Origin of the sequence: Klebsiella sp. V115_8, assembly GCF_029967715.1 — a bacterium.
In the GTDB taxonomy this organism is placed as follows: Bacteria; Pseudomonadota; Gammaproteobacteria; order Enterobacterales; family Enterobacteriaceae; genus Klebsiella; species Klebsiella quasipneumoniae.
In genome coordinates this window covers 454,078-460,077 of record NZ_JASCAR010000001.1, presented here as the reverse complement: position 1 = coordinate 460,077, position 6,000 = coordinate 454,078, and the positions used below count along the sequence as shown (strand labels likewise).

Below are 6,000 nucleotides of genomic sequence, written 5' to 3'. Positions count from 1 at the left end.
GGGAACGTCTCAGCGATTTTGAGGCCGCCAGCACCGGCAGTTTCAGCAAGGCTGGTGAATAAATTAACGACAGGTCGCACGAACTCCAGGCCGGGTAAGGCGTAGCCGCCACCCGGCACACAAGCGGCTCCGCGCCCGCTGTCCTTGCCCGGCGGCGCGGCGCTTGCCGGGTCTGGGGTGTTGAGTAGCCTTCTGATAGGTAAATGACTTTGTAGGCCGGGTAAGCGAAGCGCCACCCGGCACAGAAGCGGCACCGCGCCCGCTGTCCTTGCCCGGCGGCGCGGCGCTTGCCGGGCCTGGGGTGTTGAGTAGCCTTCTGATAGGTAGATGGTTTTGTAGGCCGGGTAAGCGAAGCGCCACCCGGCACACAAGCGGCACCGCGCCCGCTGTCCTTGCCCGGCGGCGCTTGCCGGGTCTGGGGTGTTGAGTAACCTTCTGATAGGTAGATGACTTTGTAGGCCGGGTAAGCGAAGCGCCACCCGGCACACAAGCGGCATCGCGCCCGCTGTCCTTGCCCGGCGGCGCTTGCCGGGTCTGGGGTGTTGAGTAACCTTCTGATAGGTAAATGGCGTTGTAGGCCGGGTAAGCGAAGCGCCACCCGGCACACAAGCGGCATCGCGCCCGCTGTCCTTGCCCGGCGGCGCGGCGCTTGCCGGGTCTGGGGTGTTGAGTAACCTTCTGATAGGTAGATGGTTTTGTAGGCCGGGTAAGCGAAGCGCCACCCGGCAGAAATCCGCGTAAAGCGGTTAAACAGGGGCATTTTGGGGGCAGCCGCAGGGGCACCTGCGGGGTGTTTATTGCGGCGGCGGTTCGAAGCAGAGGCTACGCTCCAGGCATTCGTCGCAGCTCGGCGAGCGGCAGACGATCTCCCCCTGCGACTGCAGGCAGCGCTGGCGATAAAAGAACTTCTTCCAGCGCATATGGTGGACATTCTGCGCCACCAGCTGCGGAAAGCAGTCGCTCATCAGCCGGCCCAGTTCCGCCCGCGAATCCAGACCCAGATCCTCCCATAGATGATTAAACGCCAGCGCTGCCCCGGCGACGATCGGCGCCATCGGTTCGGCTCCCGGCGCGATCCACTCCGCCAGCCATCGCGCCAGCTGGCGGCGCTCTTCGTCGCGGGTGGCATTCAGCTCCGTCATCAGCCGGCGACGGCTCAGCGCCTCGCTGTCCAGCGGCGTCGCCACCTCGCCCAGCCGCTGCTGCAGAGCCAGCCACGCCTCGACGCTCAGCCCCATGCGCAGCGGAAAGCAGCCTTTTCCGGCGTGATACCGTCGCCACAGGTGGGTCAACCAGTCGACCGGCGCCATCAGGCGACCCCCTGACGCAGGCGCGATGCCGCCAGGCTCTGTCGCCGCCGCTGCCACCAGGCGGGCAGCACCTCGGCGACCGACCGCCACGCGCCGTCCACCTGCGGCTCAATGTCCTGTCGCTCGAGCTGTTGCCATGGCGTATGGCCGATACGCACGCAGAACACTGCTTTCACGTCGGCGAGCAGCGCGAGGAGTGCCGCCAGTCTGGCTTCGTTCTCCTGCGGCTCGCACTCCTCCGCGCCGCGGCAATATTTCGGCGTAAAGCGCTCGCCCACCAGCACCATGCCGGCGGCAGACAGGCTGTAGATCGAGAAGCGGTCGGCATGGCCAAAATGACAATCAATCACCTCGCCGCGGCTGGAGGCCACGGCCACCAGACAGGCATCATCGGCCTCCGACTCTCCCCGGGTGGCGAGGCTGGCATGAAGTTCGGCGCGCTGATGGAGGATGGGCAGCCAGTCGGGGAGGCTGTTCGGGTCCGGCAGCTGGGTAAACTGCTGGCTGCGGTCTTCGCCCAGCATGCCGATGGCGTCGGCGCGGCACTGGTGGCAATGCGTCATCTGCGGCATCGCGGCCCCGCACTGGCTGCGGATCGCGGCGAGCATCCCGGCGTCCGGCTCTGGCTGGCCGTTGAGGCCAAAGACCGTGCCGTGCTCCGGTCTGGCAATCAGCGGCATAATATTGTGAATAAACGCGCCGCTTTCCCGCAAACAACGGCTGACCTCGGCCATGCCGCTGTCGTTGATCCCCGGGATCAGCACCGAGTTTATCTTGACCAGCACCCCGGCGTTGGTCAGCCTGCGGACCCCCTCCAGCTGGCGGGCTATCAGGATCTCCCCGGCTTCCCGCCCGCGGTAGCGTTCGCCGTCGAGCCACAGCCAGGCGTAGATTTGTCCGGCGATGCCGGCATCCAGCGTATTGATGGTCACCGTAACGTGATCCACACCGACCTCCAGCAGGCGATCCACCGCGTCGGGCAGCATCAGCCCGTTGGTCGACAGGCATAATTTCAGGTCCGGAAGCTGATCGCGGACCAGCTCCAGGGTGCGGAAGGTGCGGGTCATATTGGCCAGCGGATCGCCGGGCCCGGCAATGCCGACCACCGACAGCTGCGGGATGGCCTGGGCCACCTGGCGCACTTTCAGCACCGCCTGCTCGGGGGTCAGCAGCGTCGAAGACACCCCGGGGCGGGATTCATTGCTGCAGTCGAATTTACGGTTGCAGTAGTTGCACTGCAGATTGCAGGCCGGAGCGACCGGGAGATGCATCCGGGCGAAACGGTGGTGCCCGCTGCGGGAATAGCAGGGGTGCGCGGCGACCTTATCGGCCACCCGCGGCGCTAACGCGCTGGCGTCCGCCGACTGACAGGCGTTGCCGCCGGAAAAAGAAGAGCAGGAAGTCATGGTCGTACCTTCATGGTTGGGCGATACCTTCCTGCTGCAAAGGGCATACCAGAGAGGGATTTTTTATCATGCTGAAAAGAAAGGTGTTATTCCGCATCCCTGCGGCAAAATATTGTCGTGTTCCCGCCGCGCAGGCGACAATGTCCTGAACCTGACACCGTGGCTTACAGACGCGGCAGGGTGATATCCATGATCTGGATCCGGTAGGCGACCTGGCGCGGCGTCATCCCCAGCAGCCGCGCCGCCTTAGCCTGCACCCAGCCGGCTTTTTCCAGCGCGGCGATCAGCCGCTGGCGTTCGTCCAGGCTGTTGTCCAGCCAGCTGTCTTCCGCCGGCCCGCTGGCGGGCAGGGCTTTGGCCGGACGTTCCTGGTGGGTGAAGAGGATCACGTCGCGATCGATCAGGCCGCTCTCGGACATCACCGCCGATCGTTCGAGGCAGTTCTCCAGCTCGCGAACATTGCCCGGCCAGCTGTACTCCATCAGCAGACGGATCGCCCCCTCGCTGATCCGCAGCGTGCGCCCCTGATGCTGGCCAATTTTGCGCACCAGAAAGTGCGCCAGCTCGGCGATGTCCTCCTGACGTTCGCGCAGCGGGGGCAGGGCGATGGGCATCACGTTCAGGCGATAGTAAAGATCCTCGCGGAAGTGGCCCAACCGGACCTCCTCCTCCAGGTGGCGGTTGGTGGCGGCGATGATGCGGACATCCACCCGCAGGGTCTCATCGCCGCCGACCCGCTCCATCTCTCCCTCCTGCAGGATGCGCAGCAGCTTAGCCTGGAACGAGGCGCTGCTTTCGCCAATCTCGTCGAGGAACAGGGTGCCGCCATCCGCCAGCTCAAAACGCCCCTTACGCTGGCGCACCGCGCCGGTAAAGGCGCCTTTTTCATGGCCGAACAGTTCGCTTTCCAGCAGATTGTCCGGCAGCGCCGCGCAGTTAAATTTGACGAAGGCGGCGCCAGCCCGCGGGGAATGGTGGTGGATGGCATTGGCGATCAGCTCTTTCCCGGTGCCGCTTTCGCCGCGTACCAGCACAGTGGTGTCCCAGCGCGAAACCTGGCGGATCACCTCCACGATCTGGCGCATCGCCGGGCTCTTGCCGACCATATTGTCAAGGCCCACCCCGCGCGACGACGAGCAGGCAGGCGGCCGTTCCACCTTCGGCGGCTGGCGGCCCGGCAGGGTGGCGGAGGCCGGGAGGATCATCAGCCGGATGGTCTGGGCGATGAGGTTGGCGACGGTTTCGAGAAAGCGGGTGCAGGCCGGCAGCCGCTCTTCCTGGCGCGCCATCGGCTGGGCCGCCAGCACGCCCATGGGCCGGGCGTTGGGCCCCATTAGCGGCACGGCGATAAACGGCAGATCGTAATCGTAGAGGCTCAGGCGGTCGAGAAAACGCTGATCGTCGGCGACCCGGGGCAGCACCAGCGATTGCCCCTGGGCCAGCACCGTCCCCACCAGCCCCTCGCCGGGACGATAGCGGATCTGCGCGCTGCCGGGGAGAGTCTGCTGCTCGGTTTGCTGCAGCGCTTCGATACTGAGGATCTCCTGCTCGCTGTCGTACAGACAGATCATCCCGTGCTGCATAAAGGCATCGTTGTGCAATACGCTGAGCACCTCCTGCAGCGTTTTGCTGGCCTCGGTGGCGCGGCTCAGCACCACGCTTATCCGCTGCATGGCGGTGAACTGCTGAGAGAGGTCGAAGCGTCTGACGGTGGTGTCCGGGTCGGATTCGGGGATCATGCTTCACCTCCGGTCAGGGTGTTAAACAGCGGGAAACGCAGGGTCAGGCAGGTGCCGCCCTGCGGCCGGGAAGTCAGCTCGATGGCCCCGCGATGGTGCGCCACCAGGGTCTGGATCAGCCGCAGCTCCATGCCTTTGCCCGGCGAATTCAGCGCGTCGGGGGAGTGGGCGTAGCGCACCTGCAGCAGCGGCACGTTGTCGGTCAGGTACAGCGCCAGCCAGCCGTCGTTTTCCTCGGCATAGAGCTGCATCGCCAGCGGGACGGAAGGCAGCTCGGCGGCGAGGGCCAGGGTGCGGTCGAACCACAGGCTTAAGCACGCCAGCAGCTGAGTGCGCTGGCCAAAGCCGATCAGATGCGGCGAGGCCATGTCCAGCTGCAGCCCCTCGGCATCGAAGCGGGTGCGGTAGAGGGCGCACAGGTCGTCGAAAAAGGGCTGCAGCGGCCAGACGGCGGGGTTTTCGAGATCCAGCGACGGGCGACAGCGCTGGAGCCGGGCCATCGCCTCTTCCCCTTCGCGCCAGGCGGCCTCCAGCGCCACGTTGCCGCTGCTCTCGCCGTTCAGCCGACGGGCCGCCGCCAGCATGTTAATCGGGCAGTTCAGCTGGATCAGCGCGGCGTCCAGCGACTCGCGGATCGCCGCCAGCAGCTTGCCGGCGGTCATTTGCTGCTTCAGCCGGTCGAGGCGGCCCTGCTCCTGCTGCTGGCGCTGCTGGGTACAGTCGGCGATCACCACCAGGGTTCGCGCCAGGGCGCTGTCGATAAAGTAGCGGCTGGCCTCTTCGCTGACGCCGGGCAGCGGCCAGCAGGTCACCGACAGCCAGCGCGCGGCCCCGCGTATCGCCACCGGCAGGATCTGCTCCACGCCGGGCGTCATCCGGCCTGGGGAGACCTGCAGCTCGGTGAGCAGCTCCCGGCCGCCGCAGTCGGCGCAGAAGGTTTTATAGGCAAGGTTGTCCATCACCACCCGATCCTGCTCGTCCACTACCACCACGGCGGCGGGAATATTATTCAGCACCGCCTCCATCAGGGTCATATGGTTGCGCAGCCGCTGCTCCAGGGTATAGCTGACGCTGATATCCCGCTGCATCGCCAGATAATGCTCCAATTCCCCTTGCGGACTGAGCACCGGAGTGATGTCAATCTCCACCAGGTACAGGCCGCCGTCCCGCCGCTGGTTAATCAGCTGGCCGCGCCACGGCTGACGCTGGAGCAGGGTATGCCACATCTCCTGATAGATCTCGCGCGGCGTCTGGCTGCTGGCCAGCAGGCGCGGGTTCTGATTTAACAATTGCGCCAGCGAATAGCCGGTCTGGCGGCAAAACGCCGGGTTGGCGTAGATGATCCTGGCGCTGGCGTCGGTGAGGGAAATCGCCACTGAGGCCTGTTCCACCATGGTAAAAAACAGCCCCGGATGTTGTTGAGTCAGCGCGCCGGCGATGGCTTCCGGCGCGGCGTTATCGAGCATCATATTCAGGGTCATCGCAAACTCCTGTGTCGCAGTTATGACAAATTGTCCGACACCCTGCGCGGATCGCGGCGGGCTG

Annotated in this window: 4 protein-coding genes; all 4 read right to left on the bottom strand. The window is 65.4% G+C overall.

The features are described 5' to 3' along the window. Positions 1 to 794 precede the first annotated feature (794 nt). On the bottom strand, positions 795 to 1,310 hold the full coding sequence (locus QLG03_RS02235; protein ID WP_101861986.1) for a nitrogen fixation protein NifQ: 516 nt from the start codon (positions 1,308 to 1,310) through the stop codon (positions 795 to 797). Next, entirely contained in the window at positions 1,310 to 2,716 is a 1,407-nt protein-coding gene (gene nifB, locus QLG03_RS02230) for a nitrogenase cofactor biosynthesis protein NifB (RefSeq protein ID WP_255989162.1), read from the bottom strand. The genes QLG03_RS02235 and nifB overlap by 1 nt, the downstream gene beginning before the upstream one ends. Before the next feature lie 164 nt (positions 2,717 to 2,880). After that, entirely contained in the window at positions 2,881 to 4,455 is a 1,575-nt protein-coding gene (gene nifA / locus QLG03_RS02225; protein WP_086076213.1) for a nif-specific transcriptional activator NifA, read from the bottom strand. Continuing rightward, positions 4,452 to 5,936 carry a nitrogen fixation negative regulator NifL gene (gene nifL, locus QLG03_RS02220; protein WP_023290350.1) on the bottom strand — a complete coding sequence of 495 codons (1,485 nt, stop codon included), beginning with the start codon at positions 5,934 to 5,936 and terminating at the stop codon, positions 4,452 to 4,454. Before nifL ends, nifA begins: the two co-directional genes overlap by 4 nt. Positions 5,937 to 6,000: the final 64 nt, after the last annotated feature.

Bases quoted from the DNA above. Each gene is read 5' to 3' on its own strand.
- nifL (WP_023290350.1), bottom strand. From the start codon at position 5,936: ATGACCCTGAATATGATGCTCGATAACGCCGCGCCGGAAGCCATCGCC.
- nifA (WP_086076213.1), bottom strand. From the start codon at position 4,455: ATGATCCCCGAATCCGACCCGGACACCACCGTCAGACGCTTCGACCTC.
- QLG03_RS02235 (WP_101861986.1), bottom strand. From the start codon at position 1,310: ATGGCGCCGGTCGACTGGTTGACCCACCTGTGGCGACGGTATCACGCC.
- nifB (WP_255989162.1), bottom strand. From the start codon at position 2,716: ATGACTTCCTGCTCTTCTTTTTCCGGCGGCAACGCCTGTCAGTCGGCG.